Consider the following 23,604-nt stretch of genomic DNA (forward strand, 5'->3'; position numbering starts at 1 on the left):
TCAGGAGACCGGGCCCGGGTGCGCGTGCCGGGGCGGGGCCGGGCGCGTCGACGGGGCCGGGGCCGTCTCCGGGGCCGCGGCCGCGGCCGTCGCCTGGGGGCCGGCGCGGACGACGGCCTGGTCGCCGCGGGGGCCGAACAGGTGCAGGACCTCCGCCGCGACGCCGTCGGCCGGGCCGAACCAGTGCGGGCGGGCGGTGTCGAACTCGGCCACCTCGCCCGGGCGCAGGAGGAACTCCTCGTCCCCGAGGAGCAGCCGCACCTCGCCCGCGAGGACGTAGAACCACTCGTAGCCCTCGTGGGTGACGAGCTGCGGCTCGCGCGGGGTCAGGACCTGCTTGAACACCTGGATCCGGCCCGGGTAGCGGGTCAGCGGGACGATGACGCGGCCGTGCTTGCGGAGGGGCTCCAGATGGACCCGGGGGTCGCCGGTGGGCGGGGCGCCGACCAGGTCGTCGAGGGCGACGCGGTGGGTCTTGGCGAGCGGGAGGAGCAGCTCCAGGGTGGGGCGGCGGTGGCCGGACTCCAGGCGGGAGAGGGTGCTCACCGAGATCCCGGTGGTGGCGGCGAGGGCCTCCAGGGTGAGGCCGCGGTTCCGGCGGAGGGCGCGGAGGCGGGGGCCGATGGCGTCGAGTACCGCTTCCGTGTCCGGGTCCACGGGTCCATTGTGGCGGGTGCCGGCCCGCGAGGGCGGTTGGGTGGGCCGCTGCGCGGGGCGGAGTCCCCTACCCGCCCTTCCCCCGTTCCCGCGCTCAAACGCCGCGCGGGCTGGATGTTCGCTCCGCGAATTCCAGCCTCGCCGGCGTTTGAGGCGCGGGTCCCCGGGGCGGAGCCCCTGGGAACGGGCGACCCCGCGTCAGGCGGTCAGGGCTTCCGACTGGCGGCGGGCCGGGACTCGGTGGGCGGGGTCGCGGACCTCGCCGACCAGCTTTTCCAGGACGTCCTCCAGGGCCACCAGGCCCAGGACCCGACCGGACGGGTCGGCGACCTGGGCCAGGTGCGTGGCGTCGCGCCGCATGACGGTCAGGGCGTCGTCCAGCGGGAGCGTCGAGCACAGGGTGGTCATCCGGCGCCACACCCGCTGCGGGACGGCCCGCTCGCGCTCCTCCAGGTCCAGGACGTCCTTGACGTGGAGGTAGCCCATGAACGCGCCGCTGTCCGAACGGACCGGGAAGCGCGAGTAGCCGGTGCGCACGGTCAGCTGTTCGATCTGGCGCGGGGTGACGGCCGGGCCGACGGTGACGAGCCGGCCCGTGGCCAGCAGGACGTCGGTGACCGGGCGGCTGCCCAGCTCCAGGGCGTCCTCCAGGCGTTCCTGCTCGACCGGTTCGAGGAGCCCGGCCTGCCGGGAGTCCTCGACCAGGCGGCCGAGCTGGGCGCTGGTGTAGACGGCCTCCACCTCGTCCTTGGGCTCGACCTTGAACAGCCGCAGGACGAGCGCGGCGCAGGCCCCCAGGGCGGTGGTGACCGGCCCGCAGAGGCGGGCGAAGGCCACCAGGCCGGGGCTGAACCACAGGGCGGTCTTCTCGGGGGCGGCCATGGCGAGGTTCTTGGGGACCATCTCGCCGATGACCAGGTGGAGGAAGACCACCGCCGCCAGCGCGAAGGCGTAGCCCAGCGGGTGGACCAGGCCCTCGGGCACGTGGACCGCCTCGAAGACGGGTTCCAGCAGCCGGGCCACGGTGGGCTCGGCGACCGCGCCGAGGGTGAGGGAGCACAGGGTGATGCCGAACTGGGCGGCCGCCATCATCCGGGGCAGGTTCTCCAGGCCGTACAGCACCTGGCGGGCCCGCTTGGAGGCGGCCGCCAGGGGCTCGATCTGGCTGCGGCGGACGGAGACGAGCGCGAACTCGGCGCCGACGAAGAAACCGTTGGCCAGGACCAGGAGCAGGGCGAAGAGGAGTTGGACGGCGTTCATCGGGCGGCGCCTTCCAGCTGCTGCTCGCCGCGCAGCCGCCCGGCGGTGCGGGCGGGCTGCGGGACGGCCTCGGCGGCGGCCCCGGCGGTCTGCGGCACCGCCGTCAGGCGGACGAGCCGGACCCGCTCGGCGCGGTTGCGGCGGACCTGGCGGACGGACAGCTTCCAGCCGGGCAGCTCGGCCCGGTCCCCGGGGGCGGGGATCCGGCCCAGGAGGTCGGCGACGAGGCCGGCGACGGTCTCGTACGGGCCTTCGGGCACCTCCAGGCCTATGCGGCGCAGGGTGTGCACGCGGCAGCTGCCGTCGGCCTCCCAGGAGGGGCGGCCGTCCTCGGCGGGCACGGCGGCCAGCTCGGGGCTGTCGTCCTGGGCGAGGTCGTGCTCGTCGCGGACCTCGCCGACGAGTTCCTCCACGATGTCCTCCAGGGTGACCACGCCGGCGGTGCCGCCGTACTCGTCCACGACCACGGCCATCGGCTGTTCGCTGCGCAGCCGCTCCAGCAGCGGCTGGACCGGCAGGGAGCCGGGGACCAGCAGCGGGGCGACGCAGATCCGGCCGACGGTCGTGCGGGCGCGCTCGGACTCGCGCACGGCGAGGGCGTCCTTGAGGTGGACGACCCCGGTGATCTCGTCGATGCGCTCGCGGTAGACCGGGAAGCGGGACAGGCCGGTGGCGCGGGTCAGGTTCAGGACGTCGGCCGCGGTGGCCGAGTCCTGGAGGGCGCTGACCTTCACCCGGGGGGTCATGACGTGCTGGGCGGTGAGCTCGCCCAGCGAGAGGGTGCGGACGAAGAGGTCGGCGGTGTCCTGTTCGAGGGCGCCGGCCTGGGCCGAATGGCGGACCAGGGAGACCAGTTCGCCGGGGGTGCGGGCGGAGGCCATCTCCTCGGCGGGTTCGACGCCGAGCGCCCGCACGAGGCGGTTCGCGACGGAGTTGAGACCGGCGATGACGGGCCGCAGGGCCCGGGAGAAGGCCTGCTGCGGGCCGGCCACGACACGGGCGACCTGGAGCGGCTTGGAGACGGCCCAGTTCTTCGGGACGAGCTCGCCGACGACCATCTGGACGGCGGAGGCGAGCAGCATGCCGATGAGGACGGCGGCTCCGGGGACGGCCCCGTCGGGCAGGCCGGTCGCGGCGAGCGGCCTGGACAGCAGCGCGGCGAGGGCCGGTTCGGCGAGCATGCCGACGACGAGGGAGGTGATGGTGATGCCGAGCTGGGTGCCGGAGAGCTGGAAGGACAGCTCCCGCAGGGCTTCGACCACCGTGCGGGCACGGCGGTCGCCGTCGGCTGCGGCCCGTTCCGCCTCGGGCTTCTCGACCGTGACGAGGCCGAACTCGGCCGCCACGAAGAAACCGTTGGCGAGGATCAGGGCGAATGCCGCCACGAGCAGCAGTAGCGGGATGGTCATGCCGCCGCCTCCACGGGGAGGGCGGCGTGGGTACTACCGGACGATCCGTCCATTGCTGGAGGGAGTCACTCCTCTGGTCGTAGGTGCCCACGGGCCACGGGGTCCCGGGGCGGGTGGGTGGGCGCAGTGGTGCGCCGCCCCACCAGGGTAGTCATTGAGATCGTCGCCGCAATGGGACGCAGCGGCCGGGTGTGCCGGGCTCAGTGGCCGGCGGCGCCGGTCCCGCGGGCTTCGGCGAGGGCGCGCAGCGCGCGGGCGTCGCCGATGGCGCGGGCCTTGGCGATGCCGGGCTGGATGCCGAGGGCGGGCAGGCTGGTGCCGTCGTTGAGGTCGAGGAACACCCACGGATCGCCGGGGCGGAGGTTGACGCGCAGGATCTGCGCCCACTCCAGGCGGCGGGTGGTGGTGAGGTTGACCACGGTGACCCCGGCCTCGTCCGCGACCACCTTGGGGCGGCTGAGCAGGACGAGGACGGAGCCCATCAGGACGGCGGTGACCACGAAGCTGGCCCGCTCGCCGGGGCTGAGGTTCTCCAGCAGCAGGGCGATCGCCGTGATGGTGGCGAACATGACGGAGCCGACGCCCAGCAGGACCGCCCGGGTGCGGTTCGGCCGGAAGGTGACCGGCAGGGCGGGCGGTGCGGGCTGGGCGGCGGACTCGCTCATGGTGCGCTGATGCCTTCTGGGACGGGCCGGCCGGTCAGAGGCGGCAGGCGTGGATCGAGGTGGTGAGGATCGCGCGCGCGCCGAGCTCGTACAGGTCGTCCATGATCCGCTGGGCCTCCTTGGCGGGGACCATGGCGCGGACGGCGACCCAGCCCTCGTTGTGGAGGGGGGAGATGGTCGGCGACTCCAGGCCCGGGGTGAGGGCGACCGCGCGCTCCAGGTGCTCGGCGCGGCAGTCGTAGTCCATCATCACGTAGCTGCGGGCCACCAGGACGCCCTGGAGGCGGCGCAGGAACTGCGCGACCTTCGGGTCGTCGTCGCCGGCGCCGGTGCGGCGGATGACGGTCGCCTCGGACTTGAGGATCGGCTCGCCGATGACCTCCAGGCCGGCGTTGCGCAGGCTGGTGCCGGTCTCGACGACGTCGGCGATGATCTGCGCGACGCCGAGCTCGATGGCGGTCTCGACGGCGCCGTCCAGGTGGACGACGGAGGCGTCGACGCCGAGGTCGGCCAGGTGCTTGGCGACGATGCCCTCGTAGGAGGTGGCGATCGTCATGCCGCCGAAGTCCTCGGGGCCCTTGGCCGTGCCGGGCTTGGTGGCGTAGCGGAAGGTGGAGCGGCCGAAGTTCAGCGGAAGGATCTCCTCGGCGTTGGCGCCGGAGTCCAGGAGCAGGTCGCGGCCGGTGATGCCGATGTCGAGCTTGCCCGACGCGACGTAGATCGCGATGTCCTTGGGGCGGAGGTAGAAGAACTCGACCTCGTTGTCGGGGTCGACCGTGACGAGTTCCTTGGACTCCTTGCGCTGGCGGTAGCCGGCCTCATGGAGCATCTCCGACGCCGGTCCGGAGAGCGAACCCTTGTTGGGGACGGCGATGCGCAGCATGGGGCTTCCTTCTGTGCTGGGTGTGTACGGGGTGGGTGGGCGGGGGCCCGCGGCGGAGTGCTCCGGCCTAGAGGTGGGAGTAGACGTCGTCGAGGGAGATCCCGCGCGCCACCATCATCACCTGGACGTGGTAGAGCAGCTGGGAGATCTCCTCGGCGGCGGCTTCCTTGCCCTCGTACTCGGCGGCCATCCAGACCTCGGCGGCCTCCTCGACGATCTTCTTGCCGATGGCATGGACGCCCTTGCCGACGAGCTCGGCGGTGCGGGAGGTGCTGGGGTCGCCGTCGGCGGCCTTGAGCTGGAGCTCGCTGAAGAGCTCTTCGAAGGTCTTGTTCGCCATGATGCCCTTAGGGTACGGGTTCACCCGGCTCCCCCGGTGCCGGGGTTCACTCCGTGGACGGGGGGCCGGACGTGCCCGCTAGCGCCAGGGTTCGCTGACGGTGCGGAGGGTCATGGCGGTGGAGACGGCGGCGGTGACCGCTTCGTGGCCCTTGTCCTCGTTCGAGCCCTCCAGGCCGGCGCGGTCCAGCGCCTGCTCGTCGTTGTCGCAGGTCAGGACGCCGAAGCCGACGGGGACTCCGGTGTCGATGGAGACCTGGACCAGGCCCTGGGTGACGCCCTGGCAGACGTAGTCGAAGTGCGGGGTGCCGCCGCGGATGACCACGCCGAGGGCGACGATGGCGTCGTAGCCGCGTCCGGCGAGGACCTTGGCGACGACCGGGAGCTCGAAGCTGCCCGGGACGCGCAGCAGGGTGGGCTCGTCGATGCCCAGCTCGTGCAGGGCCCGCAGGGCGCCGTCGACCAGGCCGTCCATGACCTTCTCGTGCCACTGGGCCGCGATGACGGCCACCCGGAGGTCGCCGCAGTTCTTCACGCTCAGTACGGGTGCGCCCTTGCCGCTCACAGCTCTGCTCCTCGGGGGGGTTCCGGTCCATTGCCGGGTTGACGGGTGTGGTGGGTGGTGCGGGTGGTGCGGGTGTGCGGGGTTACTGGTTGCCGCAGGCGGAGGTGGGCACGGCCCCCTCCAGCCAGGGGAGGTCGTGGCCCATGCGGTCCCGCTTGGTGCGCAGGTACCGCAGGTTGTGCTCGCCCGCCTGGACGGGCATGGGCTCGCGGCCGGCGACGGAGATGCCGTGGTCCTCCAGGGCGGCGGCCTTGTCGGGGTTGTTGGTCAGCAGCCGGACGGTGCGCACGCCGAGGTCGGCGAGGATCTGCGCGCCGGCGCCGTAGTCGCGGGCGTCGGCGGGCAGGCCCAGCTCCAGGTTGGCGTCCAGGGTGTCGCGGCCGCGCTCCTGGAGCTCGTAGGCGCGCATCTTGGACAGCAGTCCGATGCCGCGGCCCTCGTGTCCGCGCAGGTAGACGATGACCCCGCGGCCCTCGGCCTGCACCCGGGCCATGGCGGCCTGGAGCTGGGGGCCGCAGTCGCAGCGCTGGGACTGGAAGATGTCGCCGGTCAGGCACTCGGAGTGCATCCGGACCAGGACGTCCTCGCCGGTGCCGATCTCGCCGTGGACGAGGGCGACGTGCTCGACCCCGTCCACGGTGGAGCGGTACCCGTACGCGGTGAACTCGCCGGCGGCGGTCGGCAGGCTGACCTCGGCCTCGCGCCGGACGGTGGGCTCGGCGGAACGGCGGTAGGCGATCAGGTCCTCGATGGAGATGATCGTCAGGCCGTGCTTGCGGGCGAAGGGGATCAGCTCGGGGAGCCGCAGCATGACCCCGTCCTCGCCGGCGATCTCCACGATGGCGCCGGCGGGGCGCAGGCCCGCGAGGCGGGCGAGGTCGACGGCGGCCTCGGTGTGGCCGTTGCGGACCAGGACGCCGCCGGGCTTGGCGCGCAGCGGGAAGATGTGGCCGGGGCGGACGAAGTCGCCGGGCTCGGAGGTGCCGCCGGCGAGCAGGCGCAGGGTGGTGGCGCGGTCGGCGGCGGAGATGCCGGTGGTGACGCCGTGCGCGGCGCTCGCGTCGACGGAGACGGTGAAGGCGGTCTTCATCGACTCGGTGTTGTGCTGGACCATCTGCGGGAGTTCCAGGCGGTCGAGCTCGGGGCCCTCCATCGGCGCGCAGATCAGGCCCCGGCACTCGCTCATCATGAACGCGATGATCTCGGGGGTGGCCTTCTCGGCGGCGACGACGAGGTCGCCCTCGTTCTCGCGGTCCTCGTCGTCGACGACGACCACGGGGCGGCCGGCGGCGATGTCGCGGATGGCCTGTTCGACGGGGTCGAGGCGGAAGGACTCCTCGGCGCCGGAGTCGGCCGGGTCGGGCACGGGCTTGAGGAGGGGGGTCATGCCGTTGCTCCTTCGAGGGCCGGGGCGGGGGTGGTGCGCGAGCGCTGGTACCAGTCGTAGGCACCCCAGAGCACGAGGGCTCCGTAGATCACGTAGACGAAGGCGGAGAAGGCGTAGCCGCTGGTGAAGGCGAGGGGCACGCCGACGGCGTCGACGAGCAGCCAGGCGAACCAGAACTCGACGAGCCCCTTGGCCTGGGCGTACATGGCGACGATGGTGCCGACGAAGATGTAGGCGTCCGGCAGCGGGTTCCAGGACATCCACGGGTAGAGGGTGAACAGCCCGGTGACGGCGAGGGTGCCGACGGCGGCGGCGCCGAGCAGCAGGCCGCGCTCGCGCCAGGTGGCGAAGCGGACGGCGAGGGAGGCGTCCTGGGCCTGCCGCTTGCCGCGGGTCCACTGGGCCCAGCCCCACAGGGCGACCAGCATGACCACGATCTGCTTGCCGGCGTTGCCGGAGAGGTGCCCGGCGGCGAAGGCGACGAAGAGGATGACGCCGGAGAGGAACTGGGTCGGCCAGGTCCATATCGAGCGCTTCCAGCCGAGGGCCAGGGCGATCAGGCCCATGGTGTTGCCGATGGCGTCGGACCAGATGATCTTCTGGCCGAAGGCGGTGAAGGCCTCGGAGTTCAGCCAGGTCAGGGCGCTCACTTCTGCCCCTCCTCGGCGTGCAGCGGGTTCACGCCGGCGGCGAGCAGGCGCTCGACGTACTTGGCGAGGACGTCGACCTCCAGGTTGACCGGGTCGCCGGGCTGCTTGATGCCCAGGGTGGTCAGGGCGAGGGTGGTGGGGATGAGGCTGATGGTGAAGTAGTCGGCAGCGGCCTCGACGACGGTGAGGCTGACGCCGTCGACCGTGATGGAGCCCTTCTCCACGACGTAGCGGGCCAGGTGGCCCGGGAGCGCGATCTTGACGAGCTCCCAGTGCTCGGAGGGGGTGCGGGAGAGGATCTCGCCGGTGCCGTCGACGTGGCCCTGGACCAGGTGTCCGCCGAGCCGGCCGCCGAGGGCCATGGGGCGTTCCAGGTTGACCCGGGAGCCCGCGTCGAGGGCGCCGAGGCTGGAGCGGTCAAGGGTCTCCTGCATGACGTCGGCGGTGAACTCGCCGTCGGCGGTCTCCACGACGGTCAGGCAGACGCCGTTGACGGCGATCGAGTCGCCGTGCTTGGCGCCCTCGGTGACGACCGGGCCGCGCAGGCGGAAGCGGGAGGCCTCGGCGAGCTGCTCGACGGCGGTGACCTCGCCCAGTTCTTCGACGATTCCGGTGAACACTCAGTGCTCCTTGGGGGCGTTGGCGGGAACGGCGGTGATGCGCAGATCGGTGCCACTGCGGACGGCCTCGGTGATGTCGAGGCGTACGGCGTGGGCGATGTTCGTGATGCCGGCTCCGGCGAGGGCGGCGGGGCCGGCGCCGAGGAGGGCCGGGGCGAGGTAGCCGACGACGCGGTCGACGGCGCCGGCCTCCAGGAAGGCTCCGGCGAGGGTGGGTCCGCCTTCGAGGAGGACGGAGCGCACCCCGCGGGCGTACAGCTCGGTGAGCAGGGCGGCGACGGGGACGCGGCCGTCCTGGAGGGGCAGGCGCAGGACATCGGCGCCGGGCAGGTGGCGGGTGTCGGCGTCCTCGCCGGTGACGATCAGGGTGGGGCCCGCGTCGTCGAGGATGCGGGCGGTGGGCAGCAGTCCGGCGCGGGTGTCGAGGGCGACGCGCAGCGGCTGGGTGGCGCCCTCGATCCCGCGGACGGCCAGGTGGGGGTCGTCGGCGCGCAGGGTGCCGCCGCCGACGAGGACGGCGTCGGCCTCGGCGCGCAGCCGGTGGACGTCGGCGCGGGACTCGGCGGAGGTGATCCAGCGGCTGCTGCCGTCCTCGGCCGCGCTGCGGCCGTCGAGGGTGGCGGCGTACTTCCAGGTGACGTGGGGGCGGCCGAGGCGGACGGAGGTGAGCCAGGCGGCGTTGCCCTGTTCGGCTTCGTCGGCGAGGAGGCCCGCCTCGGTGGCGATCCCGGCGGCGCGCAGGGTGGCGCCGCCCCCGCTGGCCTGCGGGTTCGGGTCGGAGACGGCGTAGACCACGCGGGCGATGCCGGCGTCGATGAGCGCCTGCGCGCAGGGGCCGGTGCGGCCGGTGTGGTTGCAGGGTTCGAGGGTGACGTAGGCGGTGGCGCCGCGGGCGGCGGCTCCGGCCGCGCGCAGGGCGTGGACCTCGGCGTGCGGGCCGCCGGCCCTCTGGTGCCAGCCCTCGCCGACGACGGCGCCCGTGGGGTCGGTGATGACGCAGCCGACGACCGGGTTGGGGCTGGTGGAGCCGAGTCCGCGGGAGGCCAGCTCGACGGCCCGGCGCATCGCGGTGATGCTCGGGTCGGCTGCTGCCTGCGCGGTGTGTGTCGCCACCGGGTCCTCCTGCCTCATCGGGCACGGACTCCGGGGCCTGTCGGGATACGACAGATGAAGCGGGACGGCACACGCGGGAACGCCGGGGGCCGGAAGAACGGTCCGTCCGACACGTATCCCGGGGGATACGGTGGTGGACCGCCGGCGGCGGCGTACCGGTGACTGCCCGCCGCGCACTGCCTCCCATCCGGACTTTAACCGTCGGTCCAGGAATTTCACCTGGTCAACCGGCCGCTGGCTGCGGACGGGTCGCGGACTATACCGCCGGTTCGGAATTACACCGACCCCGGAGTGCGCTGCTACTGGTACTAGGGCCAGTGTGCCACGGGGGATCGGCGGCCATGCGGGTGAAGCGCTGTGGCCTGGCTCACAAGGGGGCCGTTCCGGGCCGTTCTCGAGCGCTCCTCGTGCGCGGGCGGTGGCGCGGACGCCCCGGATCCGAGGTTGGTCCAGACCTATTGACGGGTTGGTCTAGTCCTCTTAACGTTCCCTTCATCTTCCCGGGAGCCGGCCTGCCGACGTGCGCACGTCACGGGCCAACCAGCGCCACCTCCATGCCTGTTGCCGCACTTGGCCCTGCCATCCTCCCCTCCCCAGGAGGCACCATGCCGTCCCCCACACGCACGAGAGCGATGCTGCTGGCATCCGGCGCCGCGATCGCCGGCCTGCTGGTCGGCGGACTCTCCGCGGGCGTCTCACACGCCGCCGACAACGAAGGCTGTCGCCCCGACGGGCTGTACAAGACGCCCGGAGTGGACGTCCCCTACTGCTCGGTCTACGACTCCGAGGGCCGCGAGAAGATGGGCGCGGACCACCAGCGACGCGTCATCGGCTACTTCACCGGCTGGCGCACGGGCAAGGACGGCACCCCCGCCTACCTGGCCAACAACGTCCCGTGGTCCAAGGTCACCCACCTGAACTACGCCTTCGCCCACGTCGGCCCCGACAACAGGATCTCGGTCGGCTCGGACGGCCCGAACAACGCCGCCACCGGGATGACCTGGCCGGGCGTGGCGGGCGCCGAGATGGACCCGGCCCTCCCCTACAAGGGCCACTTCAACCTGCTGAACAAGTTCAAGAAGCAGTACCCGAACGTGAAGACGCTGATCTCGGTCGGCGGCTGGGCCGAGACGGGCGGCTACTTCGGCGACGACGGCAACCGGGTGGCCTCCGGCGGCTTCTACTCGATGGCCACCAACGCCGACGGCTCCGTCAACCAGGCGGGCATCGACACCTTCGCGGACTCCTCGGTGGACTTCGTCCGCAAGTACGGGTTCAACGGCGTCGACATCGACTACGAGTACCCGACCACCATGAAGGACGCGGGCAACCCGCTGGACTGGCCGCTGTCCAACACCCGCCGGGCCGGCCTGGTCCAGGGCTACGCGGCCCTGATGAAGTCGCTGCGCGAGAAGCTCGACCGCGCGGGCGCCGCCGACGGCAAGCACTACCTGCTCTCCGTCGCCGCCCCCTCCTCCGGCTACCTGCTGCGGGGCATGGAGACGTTCCAGATGCAGAAGTACCTGGACTACGTCAATATCATGTCCTACGACCTGCACGGGGCCTGGAACGAGTACGTCGGCCCCAACGCCTCCCTCTTCGACGACGGCAAGGACGCCGAGCTGGCGGCCGCGGGCGTCTACTCCACCTCCCAGTACGGCGGCGTCGGCTACCTCAACACCGACTGGGCCTACCACTACTTCCGCGGCTCCATGCCGTCGGGCCGGATCAACATCGGCCTGCCGTACTACACCCGCGGCTTCAAGAACGTGCAGGGCGGCACCGACGGCCTGTGGGGCAAGGCGGCGGCCACCAGCTGCCCGGCGGGCGCCGGTCTGACCAAGTGCGGTGACGGTGCGGTCGGCATCGACAACCTTTGGCACGACCTGGACGCGAACGGCGTCGAGTCCCCGGCGGGATCCAACCCGATGTGGCACGCCAAGAACCTGGAGAAGGGCGTCGTCGGCGACTACGTCACGAAGTACGGATTCCCGGCGAACACCACGCTGACCGGCACCTACGCCCGCAAGTACGACTCCACGCTGGTGGCGCCGTGGCTGTGGAACGCGCAGAAGAAGGTCTTCCTGTCCACGGAGGACGAGCAGTCCGTCGCCGCCAAGGCCGACTACGTCGTGAACAAGGGCATCGGCGGCACCATGGTCTGGGAGCTGGCCGGCGACTACTCCTACAACGCGGCCAAGGGCCAGTACGAGATGGGCGACACCCTCACCTCCCTGATGTACGACAGGTTCAAGGCCGCCTCCCCCTACGGGGCGAAGAAGGCCGGGAGCGCCCTGCCCGCCCAGGCGGTGGACATCAAGACCGAGTTCACCGACTTCAAGCTGGGTGACTCCAACTACCCGATCACCCCGAAGCTGAAGATCACCAACAACACGAAGAGCACCCTGCCCGGCGGCACCGAGTTCCAGTTCGACTACGGCACCTCCGCCCCGAACAACGCCTCCGACCAGTCCGGCTTCGGTACGAAGGTGATCAGCAGCGGGCACACCGGCAGCAACGTCGGCGGCCTGAAGGGCGACTTCCAGCGGGTCTCGCTGAAGCTCCCGGCCTGGCAGTCGCTGGCCCCGGGCGCCACGGTCGACCTGGCGTTCAACTACTACCTGCCGGTTTCCACCCCCTCCAACTGGACGGTGAACATCTCCGGCACCGCCTACGCCCTCGCCGGGGACCTGGCGCGCGGCACCACGGTGGCGGAGCCGGGCGGCAGCCAGCCGCCGACCACCCCGCCCACCACGCCTCCCACCACCCCGCCGACCACTCCCCCGACGACGCCGCCGACCACGCCTCCGGGCGGGACCTGCGCCAACCCGGCGTACGTGGCGGGCACGGTCTACAACGGCGGGACCGTCGTCTCGCACAAGGGCCACAACTGGAAGGCCCAGTGGTGGACGCAGAACGAGGAGCCCGGCACCACCGGGCAGTGGGGCGTCTGGCAGGATCTGGGCGCCTGCTGACACCCTGCGGGTGACGTCGACGTGAGGACCCGGTGGCCCGGCGGCCACCGGGTCCTCGCACGTCCGCGGAGGGCCCCCGCGCGCCGGTGTCACATTCCGGGACTCCGGTCTGTCCCCTGGGAACAGGCACTCCCGTGGAAGGACACCCCACCATGAGCACCATCCTCGTCACCGGCGGCACCGGCAACCTCGGCGCCCTCGTCGTCCGCACACTGCGGGAGCGGGGCCACGAGGTCCGGGCGCTGAGCCGCTCCTCCACCGAGTACCCGGTCGACCTGCGCGACGGCAGCGGGCTGGACGCGGCGACGGCGGGCGCGCAGGTGGTCGTCCACTGCGCCAGCTCCCCGCGCGGGGGCGACGACGCGGCCGCCGGGCACCTGATCGACGCGGCCCGGCGGGCCGGTACGGTCACGAACCTCGTCTACATCTCGATCGTCGGGGTGGACGTGGTGCCGTTCGGCTACTACCGGACCAAGCGGCGGGTGGAGCGGATGCTGGAGGACTCCGGGCTCGGGGTCACGATCCTGCGGACCACCCAGTTCCACGACCTGGTGGCCCAGGGGACCGCCTCCCTGGCGAAGCTGCCGGTGGTGCCGCTGCCCAAGGGGGTACCGGTGCAGCCGATCGCGGTGGAGGAGGTCGCGGACCGGCTCGCGGAGCTGGCGGTGCCGGAGCCGGCGGGGCGGGTGGCGGACATGGGCGGGCCGGAGGTCCGCACGCTGGAGGAGTGGGGGCGGGCGTACCTCGCGGCGACGGGCAGCCGGCGGCGGGTCCTGCCGGTCCCGCTCGCGGGGCGGACGTACGCCGCGTTCCGGCGCGGGGGGATCCTGGCCGCGCCCGATCGTGCGGTCGGCCGGATCACCTTCGGCGAGTACCTGGAGCGGCGGCGGGGGGCGGGCCCGCGCTGAGGGCCGCGCCCGGACAGACCGGGGAATGTCAAGGGCCGCAGGCCACAAGGACCGGGGCGGGATCCACGTGACCGGCCGTCACCCGACCGCTACGGAAGGCTGGTTAGGCTCCGTGGGAACGGACGGCGGGACCGTGGCCCGGCCCCCGGGCGGGGCGGTCACGCCCCTCGAGACCCGGACATCCCCGAACGGAACGGACATCTCGTGAGCCTTCGTCAGATCGAGCCCAAACAGTGCGGGTTCCTCATCGTCAACTCCCACCCCGAAGGCGCCGCACGCACCGTCCGCGACCAGTGGGAGTCGATCCCGGCCCGCACCGACGGCCGCCGGCCCGTCGCGCTCGTCCTCGGCCCTGGACGCCGCCCGCTCCGGCGCCGACTGGTTCATGGGCCAGGTCAGGGCCCTGTACGGCTGGGACGTCCCCGGCGTCGACTACGCCCGGCCGGCCGAGACCGACGCCCCCTGGCCCGTACGGCCGTAGGCCGGGCCGGCCGGGCCGCCGTAGGACGGGCCGGGCCGGCGCCGGGTCAGCCGGCGAACAGCTCCGCCTGGGCCGCCTCGCGCGCCGCGAGGCGGGCACCCTCCAGGACCGCCGGGTCGCCCAGCACCGTGGCGCGGACCTCGGTGGGGACGGGGCTCAGGGCGGCGAGGCGGCGGGCGACCCGGGCGGCCAGGGCCTCGCCGCCCGCGCGGCCGAGCCCCCCGCCGAGGACCACGCAGCCCGGGTCCAGGACGGCGGCCACGGCCGCCGCGCCGAGGGCCAGCCGCTGCGCCAGCACCTCAAGGAAGGCCTCCCCGGCGCCGCCCGCGACGGCCTCCTCCACGGAGCCCGCGAAGCCGTGCTCCGCCGCCAGCGCCGCCACCGCCGCCGCACCGGCCAGGGCGTGGAAGCCGGCGCTGCAGTCGGTGGCGGAGGGCAGTCCGGCGGTGCCCGGCACCGGCAGGAAGCCGATCTCTCCCGCACCGCCCGAGGCTCCCCGTCTCAGCCGTCCGTCGAGCACCACCGCGGCCCCGACACCGGCGCCGAGCCACAGCAGGACGAAGGACTCCAGGTCCCGGGCGGCGCCGACCCGCTGTTCGGCCAGGGCCGCCAGGTTGGTCTCGTTCTCCACCACCACCTCGGCGGGCAGCCGCCGCTGGAGGGCGGCCACCAGGTCCCGGTGCCAGGCGGGCAGGCCCGAGGTGTCGCGCAGCTCCCCGGAGGCGGGGGCGACCAGGCCGGGCGCGCCGACGACCACCGTGTGCAGCGCCTGCGCGCCGGCCTCCCGGGCCAGTGCCTCCAGCCGGTCGACGGCCTCGTCCACGGCGTCGACGGGGAGCTCCGCGCGGGCCAGCGGATGCCCGAGGAGGTCCGTGACCACGGCTGTGGCGCTGTCGGTGCGGACGTCCAGGGCGGCCAGGTGGGCCCGGCGGGCGACGATCCCGTAGAGGCGGGCGTTGGGGCCGCGCCGCTGTTCGCCGGACTCCCCCACGACCTCGACCAGCCCGGCGGCACCGAGCCGTTCGAGGAGGTCGGCGACGGAGGGGCGGGAGAGTCCGGTGAGCTGCTTGAGCCGGGTCGCCGTCAGCGGCCCCTCCGACTGGAGGAGTTCGAGCGCGAGCCGGTCGTTCATCGCGCGGGCCGTGCTCGGCGAGGCGGGCGACGGGGCCGGGGCGGCGGCAGGGCCGGGCGCGGCGGGAGCGGCTGGGGGCGCGGCGGGGGACATCGCCTTCACGGGGGTCACGGAGCCCATCCTAGGGAAGAGGTCTTAATTATCAGGCAGGCTCCCTGATAGTTTTGAGCCCATGACGACCGTGACGGCCGGGGACCCCGGCACCGGCCCGGCGCGGCTGCGCCGCGCCCGCTTCTCCATAGCCGCCGTCTTCTGCGCCCACGGGGCCGTGACCGGCTCCTTCGCCACCCGCATCCCGTGGATCCAGGAGCACGCCCAGGCCGGCGCGGGCACCCTGGGCCTGGCCCTGGCCTTCCCCGCCCTCGGCGCGGCCGTCGCCATGCCGCTGGCCGGCCGGGTCAACCACCGCTTCGGCGCCCGCGCGGCCCTGCGCGGGCTGCTCTGCCTGTGGACGCTGTCCCTGGTGCTGCCGGGGCTCGCCCCGAACCTGGCGACCCTGTGCTGCGCCCTCTTCGCCTACGGGGCCGCGTCCGGCATGTCGGACGTGGCCATGAACGCGCTCGGGGTGGAGACCGAGAACCGGCTCGGCCGTTCGATCATGTCCTCGCTGCACGGGATGTGGAGCGTGGGCGCGCTGCTCGGCTCGGCCGCCGGCACGGTCGCCGCGCACACCGGGACCGACGCCCGGCTGCACCACGTGGTGGCCGCCCTCGCCCTGACCGCGGCCGGGCTGGTCGCCGTGCGCGGGGTGCTGGACCTGCGCAGCGAGCCGCAGGAGCAGGCGCCGCCGCGGTTCGCCCGGCCGCCGAGGGCGGCGGTGGTGATCGGGGCCGTGGGCTTCTGCGCGGTGTTCGCCGAGGGGGCGAGCCTGGACTGGTCGGCGGTGTTCCTGCGGGACGTGCTGGGCACCGAGGCCGGTGTGGCGGCCGCCTCCACCACCGCCTTCGCGCTGACCATGGCGGTGGCCCGGCTGGCCGGGGACCGGGTGGTGGACCGGTTCGGGGCGGTGCGCACCGTGCGGGCGGGCGGGGTGCTCGCCACGGCGGGCGGGCTGCTGGTGGTAGCGGTGCGCCAGCCGGCGGCGGCCATGGCCGGGTTCGGGATGATCGGGCTGGGCATCGCGGTGGTGGTGCCGCTGGCCTTCGCGGCGGCGGCGCGCAGCGGGCCGGCCCCGGCGCAGGCCATCGCGGGGGTCGCGACGATCACGTACACGTCGGGGCTGATCGCCCCGTCGGCGATCGGGGCGGTGGCGGACGCGTCCTCGCTGGTGGTCTCGTTCGGCCTGGTCACGCTGTTGGCGTGCGCGCTGGTCGCGGGCGCGGCGGTCCTGCGGCCGAAGCCCGCGCCGGGGGGCGGCGTGCACCCCGTCAATCGGGACGAACCCACTGCTATCCGGCCGTAATATATCGCTGGCCGCCCTGCGGTCATGATCCTTGACCTCTCGGCGGAACGGAAGTGGTGGAACATGGGCTTCGGCCTGCGCTGGACCCTGCACGGAGACGGGCGGACCCCCGCCCCCGGTGCGGTGGTGCGGCCGGACGAGCGGCTTTCGTGGCCGCGCACCGCCGGGCTGGGCGCCCAGCACGTGGTCGCGATGTTCGGGGCGAGCTTCGTCTCCCCGGTGCTCATGGGCCTGGACCCGAACCTGGCCATCATGATGTCGGGCATCGCCACCGCCGTCTTCCTGCTCGCCACGCGTGGGCGGGTCCCCTCCTACCTGGGCTGTTCGCTGTCCTTCGTGGGCGTGGCGGCGGCGATCCGGGCCGGCGGCGGGGACAGCTCGGTGGTCACGGGCGCGGTGTTCGTGGTCGGCGCGGCGCTGTTCCTGGCGGGTCTGGCCGTGCAGCGGTTCGGGGCGCGGATCATCCACGCGGCGATGCCGCCGGTGGTGACGGGCGCGGTGGTGATGCTGATCGGGTTCAACCTGGCTCCGGTGACGGCGGCCACGTACTGGCCGCAGGACCAGTGGACGGCGTTGCTGACGATGCTGTTCACCGGGCTGGCGGTGGTGTGCCTGCGCGGGTTCTGGTCGCGGATCGCGATCTTCCTGGGACTGGTGTTCGGGTACGGGATCTCCTGGGTCTTCGACCTGGTCTTCGGCAAGATCCACTCCCCGGCGGGCGGGACCGGGGCCGTGGACCACTGGCGGCTGGACCTCTCGGGCGTGGGCAAGGCCGACTGGATCGGGCTGCCGTCCCTGCACGGGCCGTCCTTCGAATGGTCGGCGATCCTGATCGCGCTGCCCGTGGTGATCGCGCTGATCGCCGAGAACGCCGGACACATCAAGGCGGTCGGGGAGATGACGGGCGACCCGCTCGACGACAAGCTCGGCACGGCCATCGCCGCCGACGGCGCGGCGTCCATGCTGTCCACGGCGGTCGGCGGCCCCCCGAACACCACGTACTCCGAGAACATCGGGGTCATGGCCGCCACCCGCGTCTACTCCACGGCGGCCTACTGGGCGGCGGCCGGCTTCGCGCTGCTGTTCGGCCTGTGCCCGAAGTTCGGCGCGGTCGTCGCCGCGATCCCGGGCGGGGTGCTGGGCGGCATCACCGTGATCCTGTACGGCATGATCGGCCTGCTCGGCGCGCAGATCTGGCTCAACGGGCGGGTGGACCTGCGCAATCCGCTGAACCTGGTCCCGGCCGCCGCGGGCATCATCATCGGCGTCGGCGGGGTCAAGCTGCACTTCAGCGACAGCTTCGAGCTGGGCGGCATCGCACTGGGCACGCTCGTGGTGATCACCGGCTACCACGCGCTGCGCTACTTCGCGCCGGAGCACCTCAAGCGGCAGGAGCCGCTGCTGGACTCGGGGACCTCGGCGTACGACGACAGCACCGAGGAGCCCGGGGACAAGCGGGGTTGACGGCGTTTCGCCCGAACCGGCGAAGCCTGCGGCCAAGTTCCCCGCCCCGGCCGCCGCGGCTGTGACGCTGTCCTCCATGGAAGCGGTACTCGCGCGGATGCGCGTCCTCGACGAGCGGCTGCCCGCGCAGGACGGCGTGGCCGTCTTCAACCGGGTGTACCTCACCGTCACGCAGAACCTGCACGAGCGGATCGAGCACGGGGCCTTCCCCGAGCCCCGGCGGGCGGAGACGCTGAGCGTGCGGTTCGCGGAGCGGTACCTGTCGGCGGTGGAGTCGGAGCGGGCCCCGGCGTGCTGGCGCCCCCTCCTGCAGTACCGCCGCCACCCCGGGGTGCGCCCGCTCCAGCACGCGCTGGCGGGGATCAACGCCCACATCGGGCACGACCTGGCCCTGGCGGTGGTGTCCACCTGCCGGGTGCTGAACTGCGCCCCGGCGGCCCTGGAGGCCGACTTCCACCGGGTCGGCGACACCCTGGTCTCCCTGGAGGAACGCATCCGGGAGGACCTGATGCCGGGCCCGGACCTGCTGGAGATCGCCGACCCGCTGACCCACCTGCTGGGCTCCTGGAGCCTGGAACGCGCCCGCGCCGGCGCCTGGGCGGCCGCCCGCCTCCTGTGGACCCTGCGCCGCTCCCCCGACCTGGCGGAGGAGTTCGAGGAGTCCCTGGACGCGGGCGTCGGCCTGGTCGGCCGCTGCCTGCTGACCCCGACGGGCTGAAACCCCGGTGCGGGCGGGGCGCCCGCCTTCCTAGGGTGTGCGGATGCCCAGCTTCGCCACGCACCGGCTCCGGGTGCACGACGCCTCGCTCCCGCCCCACCGGCGGCTGTCGGCGCTGCGCACCTGCCTGACGGTGTTCAGCCCGTACGGCTTCTACGCCACCTACCACCACCTGTGCCGCAGCGCCGGGATCCCCCGGGACCTGGGCGAGGATCCGGAGTCACTGGTGCGGGCCGTCGACGAGCTGCACGAGGCACGGCTGCTGTGGCTGGACGCCGCGGCGGTGTGGCGGGTGGGCCGGCGGGCGCAGAAGCGGGCCGGGGTGCGCCGGCCGGAGCCGCCGGAGCCCGCGCAGTGGCTGTTCTGGCCCGACCCGGAGTTCCATCCCGGGGGCCGCCTCGCGGAGGTGCTGCCCGGGGTGATGCGGGGCCGCCCGGACGTCGAGGGCGATCAGCGCCGGGACGGGGTGTGCCCCGTGTGCGCGTGCGACCGGGGGACGGTGGAGTGGGACGGCAGCGGCCACGGCCGGTACACCCTGTGCGCGGGGTGCGGCCTCGGGCTGGGCCGGCGGCCGCACCCGCTGCCGCCCGGCCCGGAGCGCGGCGAGGTCCGCGCGGACTTCCGGCACCGGCGGCGGCTGATCTGGGCGCGGGCCGTGTGAGCCCGCGCGGGGGGCGTACCCCGGCATGAGAACGGGCCGCCGCCGCGTGGGGAACGCGGGGGCGGCCCGTGGTCATGGGGCAGCCGGCGGGCCGACAGCCGGAGGCTGTCGAGGCGGCGCGAAGCCGGGGAGGCCCGCCGGGGCCGAGCCGTGCGAGCGGCCCGTGGAGAGGATCAGTCCTCCGGGAGTTCGACCGGGGCGATCTCGTCGTAGACGTCGCCCGGGCCGGGGTTGGTGGCGTCCGTGGAGCCGCCGAGGTGGTGCATGACGCCCCAGACCGCGTTCAGGGCGGTCTGGACGGCGCCCTCGGCCCAGCCGGCCGTCCAGGAGATGTCGTCGCCCGCGAGGAAGATGCCGCGCTTGTCCTCGGGGAGGCGGTCCTGCATGAAGTGGGTGAACAGGCGCCGCTGGTAGCGGTAGTGGCCCGGCAGGTTGGCCTTGAAGGCGCCCATGAAGTAGGGCTCGTTCTCCCACGACACGGTCACCGGGTTGCCGATGATGTGGCGGCGGATGTCGACCTTGGGGTAGATCTCGCCGAGGGACTTCAGCATGACCTCCATCCGCTCGTTCGCGGACAGCGGCAGCCACTTGAGGCTGTCGTCGCACCAGGTGTACGAGAGGCAGATGACGGCCGGCTGGTCGGGGCCGTTGTCCAGCAGGTAGGTGCCGCGGGTCATGCGGTCGGTGAGGGTCATCGACATGACGTCGCGGCCCGTCTCCTCGTCCTTGTCCAGCCAGAACGGGCGGTCCACGGGGATGAAGAGCTTCGAGCTCTCCATGTAGTGGGTGCGCTCGATCGCAGTCCAGTGGTCGATCGGGAAGAGCGTGTCGTCGCAGGCGATCTTGGACAGCAGCATCCAGGACTGCGCGGTGAAGATCGCGGCGCGGTAGGTGCGGATGTCGCCGTCGGCGTCGGTGACCGTGATGCGGTTGCCGGCGGTGCGGTGCAGGCGGGTCACGGCCGGGCGGGGGGCGCCGTCGTGCAGGGAGGACAGCGAGGTGCCCTGGGCCCAGTGGACGATCTTCTCGGGCTCGCGCTCCCACAGGCGCAGCGGCAGCTGCTGCGAGCCGCCGACGATGCCGCGGTGGTGGTCGTCGGCCTCGGTGTAGACGACGCGCAGGATCTCCAGGATGGAGTTCGGGAAGTCGGTGTCCCAGCCGCCGGTGCCGAAGCCGACCTGGCCGAAGATCTCGCGCTTGCGGAAGGACTGGAAGGCCTCGGACTTGCAGAGGAAGCCGTAGAAGGTCTCGTCGTCGAGCTTCTCGACGAGCTTGGCCCAGATCTCGCGGATGCGCGGGACGTCCCGCTCGCGCATCGCCTGGTTCATGTCGGAGAAGTCGGCGCCCTCGTCGAGGCAGGCGTTCCACGCGGCGGCGACGTCGCGGTAGACCTGCGGGAGGTCGGCGATGGTCTCGGCGTAGTGGGTCTCGCCCTTGAGGTCCACGACCGTCGAGGGGGTGGCCTCGGCGAGCGGGTTCGGGAAGGGCTGGGTCTGCAGGCCCACCAGGTCGATGTAGTGCTGGAGCGCCGTGGAGGAGGGCGGGAAGCGCATGGCGCCCATCTCCGCCGTCAGGCCCTCGGTGCCGGCGCCCTCGAAGCCGACGGTGCGCAGGCGGCCGCCGATCTGGTCCGCCTCGTAGACGACGGGCTTGAGGCCCATCTTCATCAGCTCGTACGCGGAGATGATGCCGGACAGGCCGCCGCCGATGACGGCGACCTCGGTGCCGAACTCGGTCGCCGGTATCTGGCCCAGGCCCGCCGGGTGGGCGAGGAAGTCGTCGTACGCGTACGGGAAGTCCGGGCCGAACATGGTGATCGGCGGGAGCTGTCCGTCGCCGTGCGGGACGGCGGTGGTGGGCACCGTGGACGTCATGGGGGTACGTCTCCTTGCGGCAGAGCAGGCGGGGGAGGGGGTTTGGGCGGGGCGGGGCTCAGACGAGGGAGGCGTAGAGCCCGGGGCGGCGGTCGCGCAGGTACGGGTTGGTCTCGCGCGAGGCCCGCAGGAGCTCGGGGTCGACCTCGCCGAGGACCATCTCCTCGCCGCGGCCGGCGCGGGTGCGGGTGGCCCCGTCCGGGCCGGCGAGGCAGCTGAGGCCGACGAACTCGAACTCGCCCTCGGGGCCGGTCCGGTTGACGTACGCGATGTACATCTGGTTCTCGAAGGCCCGTACCGGGACCAGCTGTTCGGCGACGAACTGGAACGGGTGCATCTGCGCGGTCGGGACCAGGAGGAGGTCGGTCCCGGCGAGCGCGTGGGCGCGTACGTTCTCCGGGAACTCCACGTCGTAGCAGATCATGATGCCGACGCGGAGGCCGTTCAGGTCGGCCTGGACGACGGGGGTGTCGCCGGGGGTGAAGGCCTCCTGCTCGAAGCAGCCGAACAGGTGGGTCTTGCGGTAGTTCGCCAGCCGGGCCCCGTCGGGGCCGACGAGCTGGGCCGAGTTGTAGACCGCGTCGCCGTCGCGCTCGGGGTAGCCGTACAGGACGGCGATCCCGTGGCGGCGGGCGATGCCCCCGATGGCGTGGGCGGACTCGCCGTCGGCCGGCTCGGCCAGGCCCGCGATGTCCCCGGTCTCCAGCGCGTAGCCGGTCAGGTACATCTCCGAGGTCACGAGGAGCCCGGCCCCGCCCTGTGCGGCGCGCGCCGCGGCCTCGTCGAGCCGCTTCAGGTTCTCGGCGGTGTCGCCGAGCCGTCCGGAGCTCTGGAGGAGTGCGGTGCGCAGCGGGGGCATGGGCGTACCTCTGTGACAGGTGGGGTGGGGGTCGTAAAACGGTACGTTCTGGCGTTCGACCGGGACAAGCCGTCAGCGTTGCGCCGCCCTCATCGATTCGTTGCGCTTTCTGCCGCTCGGGCGGCGAATCGTTGCGCGGGGGTCGCTGTGGCGGGTGGGACGGGGGTGGCGGGCCACGCCCGTAAATCCGCTGCTCCCGGCGGCTGCGGGGACATACCCTTCGGCCGTCGCCGCAGTCCCGCGCCCGCCGCGCGGGGAAGCCGAGGGCGGCCGTCTCCGAGGAAGGACCCGTACCGCATGTCCACCGAGAACCCCGCCGCCCCGCTGGACAACCCGGTCTGGGCCGCGCTGACGGGCCCGCACCGCGCCTTCGCCGAGTACTCCGGGCGCGGGGCCGCCCGCTACCTCCCGGCGGCGAACCCGTTCGCGGCCGTCGCCGACCCGGCCGACCCGGCCGCCTGGGCGGACCTGGCCGCGCTGGTGGGGCCGGGCCGGGAGGTGTGGCTGACCGGGCTGCCGACGCCGCCGGCCGGCTGGGAGACGGTGCGGTGCATCCCGGGGGTGCAGCTGGAGGGGTCGGCGGTACGGGCCGAGGCCGCGCCGGAGGCGGTGCGGCTGGGGGCGGCCGACGTGGCGGAGATGACCGCGCTGGTGGAGCTGACCGAGCCGGGCCCCTTCCTGCCGCGCACGGTCGAGCTGGGCACGTATCTGGGGATCCGCCGCGAGGGCCGGCTGGTGGCGATGGCCGGTGAGCGGATGCGGCCGCCGGGCTGGACGGAGATCAGCGCGGTGTGCACCCACCCCGACCACCGCGGCCAGGGGCTGGCGGCGCTGCTGATCCGCGCGGTGGCGGCGGAGATCCGGGAGCGCGGGGACGTCCCGTTCCTGCACGCGGCCGCGGACAACACCCAGGCGATCCGGCTGTACGAGTCGATGGGCTTCACCCTGCGCCGGCAGCCGGTCTTCATCGGTCTGCGCACGCCCGGCGCGCCCGGATCAGGCCGTGACCCGGTTTGACACGCGGTTCACTGAGTGCCGCCCGGGCCTCCCGTAGCGTCGGCCTCCGCCGCCGATACGACGAAGCCCCCGCCGGGTGGGGCGGGGGCTTCGGGGGCGTCCTACGCGGGTGCTCCGGAGGTGAAGCGGCGCAGCAGGGGCGAGAGGACGAGGACGGACTTGGTCCGCTCCACGAAGGGCTCGCCCGCGATGCGCTCCAGGACCCGCTCGAAGTGGCGCATGTCGGAGGCGAAGACCTGGACGAGGGCGTCCGCGTCACCGGTGACGGTCGACGCGGACACCACCTCGGGGTACCGCTCCAGCCCCCGCCGGATGTCGTCCGGCGAGGTGTTGTGGCGGCAGTAGATCTCGATGAAGCCCTCGGTCTCCCAGCCCATGGCCGCCGGGTCCACGCGGACGGTGAATCCGGTGATGGCGCCTTCGGCGCGCAGCCGGTCCACGCGCCGCTTGACGGCGGGGGCGGAGAGGCCGACCTCGGAGCCGATGTCCGCGTAGGAGCGGCGGGCGTCCTCGGCGAGGGCGTGCACGATGCGTTCGTCGAGATCGTTCAGTCGCACTGCGGATG

At 73.4% G+C, this 23,604-nt stretch carries 22 protein-coding genes and 1 riboswitch; of the genes, 7 read left to right on the forward strand and 15 right to left on the reverse strand.

Going from position 1 to position 23,604, the window contains the following annotated elements:
• From ACFY0O_RS28575 to ribD, 11 genes are all read right to left on the reverse strand, one after another.
• Positions 1 to 657 carry a helix-turn-helix domain-containing protein gene (locus ACFY0O_RS28575; RefSeq protein WP_388951769.1) on the reverse strand — a complete coding sequence of 219 codons (657 nt, stop codon included), beginning with the start codon at positions 655 to 657 and terminating at the stop codon, positions 1 to 3.
• Positions 658 to 855: 198 nt separating this feature from the next.
• Positions 856 to 1,917 (reverse strand): hemolysin family protein, encoded by a 1,062-nt coding sequence (locus ACFY0O_RS28580; protein ID WP_358894471.1) that lies wholly within the window; start codon positions 1,915 to 1,917, stop codon positions 856 to 858.
• Positions 1,914 to 3,326 (reverse strand): hemolysin family protein, encoded by a 1,413-nt coding sequence (locus ACFY0O_RS28585; protein ID WP_388951771.1) that lies wholly within the window; start codon positions 3,324 to 3,326, stop codon positions 1,914 to 1,916. The genes ACFY0O_RS28580 and ACFY0O_RS28585 overlap by 4 nt, the downstream gene beginning before the upstream one ends.
• Positions 3,327 to 3,526: 200 nt before the next feature.
• Positions 3,527 to 3,991 (reverse strand): PH domain-containing protein, encoded by a 465-nt coding sequence (locus ACFY0O_RS28590; protein ID WP_358894473.1) that lies wholly within the window; start codon positions 3,989 to 3,991, stop codon positions 3,527 to 3,529.
• Positions 3,992 to 4,025: 34 nt separating this feature from the next.
• Entirely contained in the window at positions 4,026 to 4,874 is an 849-nt protein-coding gene (gene hisG, locus ACFY0O_RS28595) for an ATP phosphoribosyltransferase (RefSeq protein ID WP_358894474.1), read from the reverse strand.
• 67 nt (positions 4,875 to 4,941) lie between these two features.
• A complete protein-coding gene (locus tag ACFY0O_RS28600; RefSeq protein ID WP_344159636.1) occupies positions 4,942 to 5,214 on the reverse strand; it encodes a phosphoribosyl-ATP diphosphatase in 273 nt (90 codons plus the stop codon).
• 78 nt (positions 5,215 to 5,292) lie between these two features.
• On the reverse strand, positions 5,293 to 5,778 hold the full coding sequence (gene ribH / locus ACFY0O_RS28605) for a 6,7-dimethyl-8-ribityllumazine synthase (RefSeq protein ID WP_042817356.1): 486 nt from the start codon (positions 5,776 to 5,778) through the stop codon (positions 5,293 to 5,295).
• 82 nt (positions 5,779 to 5,860) lie between these two features.
• The gene (locus ACFY0O_RS28610; protein WP_388951774.1) at positions 5,861 to 7,165 is read right to left on the reverse strand and encodes a bifunctional 3,4-dihydroxy-2-butanone-4-phosphate synthase/GTP cyclohydrolase II; all 1,305 of its coding nucleotides are present in this window, start codon (positions 7,163 to 7,165) and stop codon (positions 5,861 to 5,863) included.
• Positions 7,162 to 7,815, reverse strand: a complete 654-nt coding sequence (locus ACFY0O_RS28615) for a nicotinamide mononucleotide transporter family protein (protein WP_358894476.1) — start codon at positions 7,813 to 7,815, stop codon at positions 7,162 to 7,164. Before ACFY0O_RS28615 ends, ACFY0O_RS28610 begins: the two co-directional genes overlap by 4 nt.
• Positions 7,812 to 8,435: a riboflavin synthase gene (locus ACFY0O_RS28620; RefSeq protein WP_358894477.1), complete on the reverse strand. Its 624-nt coding sequence runs from the start codon at positions 8,433 to 8,435 to the stop codon at positions 7,812 to 7,814. Before ACFY0O_RS28620 ends, ACFY0O_RS28615 begins: the two co-directional genes overlap by 4 nt.
• Positions 8,436 to 9,566: a bifunctional diaminohydroxyphosphoribosylaminopyrimidine deaminase/5-amino-6-(5-phosphoribosylamino)uracil reductase RibD gene (gene ribD, locus ACFY0O_RS28625; protein ID WP_388951777.1), complete on the reverse strand. Its 1,131-nt coding sequence runs from the start codon at positions 9,564 to 9,566 to the stop codon at positions 8,436 to 8,438.
• Positions 9,567 to 9,717: 151 nt separating this feature from the next.
• A riboswitch (FMN riboswitch) is annotated at positions 9,718 to 9,847 on the reverse strand.
• Positions 9,848 to 10,153: 306 nt separating this feature from the next.
• On the opposite strand from ribD, the gene ACFY0O_RS28630 reads away from it, so the two are divergent.
• Positions 10,154 to 12,523 (forward strand): chitinase C-terminal domain-containing protein, encoded by a 2,370-nt coding sequence (locus ACFY0O_RS28630; protein ID WP_388951779.1) that lies wholly within the window; start codon positions 10,154 to 10,156, stop codon positions 12,521 to 12,523.
• A gap of 152 nt (positions 12,524 to 12,675) precedes the next feature.
• Positions 12,676 to 13,431, forward strand: coding sequence for an SDR family oxidoreductase (locus tag ACFY0O_RS28635; protein WP_388951781.1), 756 nt, complete (start codon positions 12,676 to 12,678; stop codon positions 13,429 to 13,431).
• A 527-nt stretch (positions 13,432 to 13,958) separates the two neighbouring features.
• Here ACFY0O_RS28635 and ACFY0O_RS28640 read toward each other — a convergent pair.
• Positions 13,959 to 15,044: an ROK family transcriptional regulator gene (locus ACFY0O_RS28640; RefSeq protein ID WP_388952034.1), complete on the reverse strand. Its 1,086-nt coding sequence runs from the start codon at positions 15,042 to 15,044 to the stop codon at positions 13,959 to 13,961.
• 172 nt (positions 15,045 to 15,216) lie between these two features.
• On the opposite strand from ACFY0O_RS28640, the gene ACFY0O_RS28645 reads away from it, so the two are divergent.
• The 4 genes from ACFY0O_RS28645 (at position 15,217) to ACFY0O_RS28660 (ending at position 19,289) form a co-directional block, all read left to right on the forward strand.
• Positions 15,217 to 16,446 carry an MFS transporter gene (locus ACFY0O_RS28645; RefSeq protein ID WP_388951784.1) on the forward strand — a complete coding sequence of 410 codons (1,230 nt, stop codon included), beginning with the start codon at positions 15,217 to 15,219 and terminating at the stop codon, positions 16,444 to 16,446.
• 63 nt (positions 16,447 to 16,509) lie between these two features.
• On the forward strand, positions 16,510 to 17,910 hold the full coding sequence (locus ACFY0O_RS28650; protein WP_388952037.1) for a uracil-xanthine permease family protein: 1,401 nt from the start codon (positions 16,510 to 16,512) through the stop codon (positions 17,908 to 17,910).
• A 76-nt stretch (positions 17,911 to 17,986) separates the two neighbouring features.
• Positions 17,987 to 18,628, forward strand: coding sequence for a DUF5995 family protein (locus ACFY0O_RS28655; protein ID WP_388951786.1), 642 nt, complete (start codon positions 17,987 to 17,989; stop codon positions 18,626 to 18,628).
• Between the two features lie 43 nt (positions 18,629 to 18,671).
• On the forward strand, positions 18,672 to 19,289 hold the full coding sequence (locus ACFY0O_RS28660; RefSeq protein WP_388951789.1) for a hypothetical protein: 618 nt from the start codon (positions 18,672 to 18,674) through the stop codon (positions 19,287 to 19,289).
• A 173-nt stretch (positions 19,290 to 19,462) separates the two neighbouring features.
• Here the strand turns inward: ACFY0O_RS28660 and ACFY0O_RS28665 are convergent, their stop codons facing one another.
• Positions 19,463 to 21,163, reverse strand: coding sequence for a flavin monoamine oxidase family protein (locus tag ACFY0O_RS28665; protein WP_388951791.1), 1,701 nt, complete (start codon positions 21,161 to 21,163; stop codon positions 19,463 to 19,465).
• A gap of 58 nt (positions 21,164 to 21,221) precedes the next feature.
• On the reverse strand, positions 21,222 to 22,022 hold the full coding sequence (locus ACFY0O_RS28670) for a carbon-nitrogen hydrolase family protein (RefSeq protein WP_388951793.1): 801 nt from the start codon (positions 22,020 to 22,022) through the stop codon (positions 21,222 to 21,224).
• Positions 22,023 to 22,319: 297 nt separating this feature from the next.
• On the opposite strand from ACFY0O_RS28670, the gene ACFY0O_RS28675 reads away from it, so the two are divergent.
• Complete coding sequence (locus ACFY0O_RS28675; protein ID WP_388951795.1) at positions 22,320 to 23,039, forward strand: GNAT family N-acetyltransferase; 720 nt, start codon at positions 22,320 to 22,322, stop codon at positions 23,037 to 23,039.
• A gap of 101 nt (positions 23,040 to 23,140) precedes the next feature.
• Here ACFY0O_RS28675 and ACFY0O_RS28680 read toward each other — a convergent pair whose 3' ends face one another.
• Positions 23,141 to 23,596, reverse strand: a complete 456-nt coding sequence (locus tag ACFY0O_RS28680) for an Lrp/AsnC family transcriptional regulator (RefSeq protein WP_007262967.1) — start codon at positions 23,594 to 23,596, stop codon at positions 23,141 to 23,143.
• Positions 23,597 to 23,604: the final 8 nt, after the last annotated feature.

Origin of the sequence: Streptomyces sp. NPDC001594 (genome assembly GCF_042893675.1) — a bacterium.
Lineage (GTDB): Bacteria > Actinomycetota > Actinomycetes > Streptomycetales > Streptomycetaceae > Streptomyces.

What these genes read in the sequence shown, in the direction of transcription:
- ACFY0O_RS28640 (WP_388952034.1), bottom strand. Translation starts at nt 15,044, where the DNA reads ATGAACGACCGGCTCGCGCTCGAACTCCTCCAGTCGGAGGGGCCGCTG.
- ACFY0O_RS28585 (WP_388951771.1), bottom strand. Translation starts at nt 3,326, where the DNA reads ATGACCATCCCGCTACTGCTGCTCGTGGCGGCATTCGCCCTGATCCTC.
- ACFY0O_RS28665 (WP_388951791.1), bottom strand. Translation starts at nt 21,163, where the DNA reads ATGACGTCCACGGTGCCCACCACCGCCGTCCCGCACGGCGACGGACAG.
- ACFY0O_RS28655 (WP_388951786.1), top strand. Translation starts at nt 17,987, where the DNA reads ATGGAAGCGGTACTCGCGCGGATGCGCGTCCTCGACGAGCGGCTGCCC.
- ACFY0O_RS28670 (WP_388951793.1), bottom strand. Translation starts at nt 22,022, where the DNA reads ATGCCCCCGCTGCGCACCGCACTCCTCCAGAGCTCCGGACGGCTCGGC.
- ACFY0O_RS28675 (WP_388951795.1), top strand. Translation starts at nt 22,320, where the DNA reads ATGTCCACCGAGAACCCCGCCGCCCCGCTGGACAACCCGGTCTGGGCC.
- ACFY0O_RS28610 (WP_388951774.1), bottom strand. Translation starts at nt 7,165, where the DNA reads ATGACCCCCCTCCTCAAGCCCGTGCCCGACCCGGCCGACTCCGGCGCC.
- ACFY0O_RS28635 (WP_388951781.1), top strand. Translation starts at nt 12,676, where the DNA reads ATGAGCACCATCCTCGTCACCGGCGGCACCGGCAACCTCGGCGCCCTC.
- ACFY0O_RS28580 (WP_358894471.1), bottom strand. Translation starts at nt 1,917, where the DNA reads ATGAACGCCGTCCAACTCCTCTTCGCCCTGCTCCTGGTCCTGGCCAAC.
- ACFY0O_RS28600 (WP_344159636.1), bottom strand. Translation starts at nt 5,214, where the DNA reads ATGGCGAACAAGACCTTCGAAGAGCTCTTCAGCGAGCTCCAGCTCAAG.
- ribD (WP_388951777.1), bottom strand. Translation starts at nt 9,566, where the DNA reads ATGAGGCAGGAGGACCCGGTGGCGACACACACCGCGCAGGCAGCAGCC.
- ACFY0O_RS28630 (WP_388951779.1), top strand. Translation starts at nt 10,154, where the DNA reads ATGCCGTCCCCCACACGCACGAGAGCGATGCTGCTGGCATCCGGCGCC.
- hisG (WP_358894474.1), bottom strand. Translation starts at nt 4,874, where the DNA reads ATGCTGCGCATCGCCGTCCCCAACAAGGGTTCGCTCTCCGGACCGGCG.
- ACFY0O_RS28660 (WP_388951789.1), top strand. Translation starts at nt 18,672, where the DNA reads ATGCCCAGCTTCGCCACGCACCGGCTCCGGGTGCACGACGCCTCGCTC.
- ACFY0O_RS28650 (WP_388952037.1), top strand. Translation starts at nt 16,510, where the DNA reads ATGGGCTTCGGCCTGCGCTGGACCCTGCACGGAGACGGGCGGACCCCC.
- ACFY0O_RS28645 (WP_388951784.1), top strand. Translation starts at nt 15,217, where the DNA reads ATGACGACCGTGACGGCCGGGGACCCCGGCACCGGCCCGGCGCGGCTG.
- ACFY0O_RS28590 (WP_358894473.1), bottom strand. Translation starts at nt 3,991, where the DNA reads ATGAGCGAGTCCGCCGCCCAGCCCGCACCGCCCGCCCTGCCGGTCACC.